The 265-nt window shown below is 54.7% G+C and carries 1 protein-coding gene; it reads right to left on the bottom strand.

From position 1 onward, the window contains the following. The coding region (locus tag NLF92_RS13175; protein WP_254102682.1) for a relaxase domain-containing protein at window positions 1-232 on the bottom strand (232 nt) is incomplete at its 3' end. Between the last annotated feature and the right edge of the window lie 33 nt (window positions 233-265).

A 265-nucleotide genomic window follows, 5' to 3' on the forward strand; every position in this document is an offset into this window, starting at 1 on the left:
TAGCGATAAGACAATGGGTATGCAGCTGGGCGTCTTGCGCCCGTGAGGTACTGTGCTCAAAGGATGCTGCAATAAGTCCTGTTGTGCGCTCTAGCGTTTTGCCCCCTTTGCCACGTCGGGTGTAAGCGGCGCGATCTTCAATAAAGGTCAGCGCATGCTCGACAGCGACTTGTTGGGCTGCCTGAATGGCTTTGCGCACCTCTTCATCAGCCCGAGCCCAGAGTATAGACACTGACTTGGGTGCTGAAAAAGTTACATCCCAGCC

It is taken from the genome of Opacimonas viscosa, assembly GCF_024199005.1.
Taxonomy (GTDB): Bacteria; Pseudomonadota; Gammaproteobacteria; order Enterobacterales; family Alteromonadaceae; genus Opacimonas; species Opacimonas viscosa.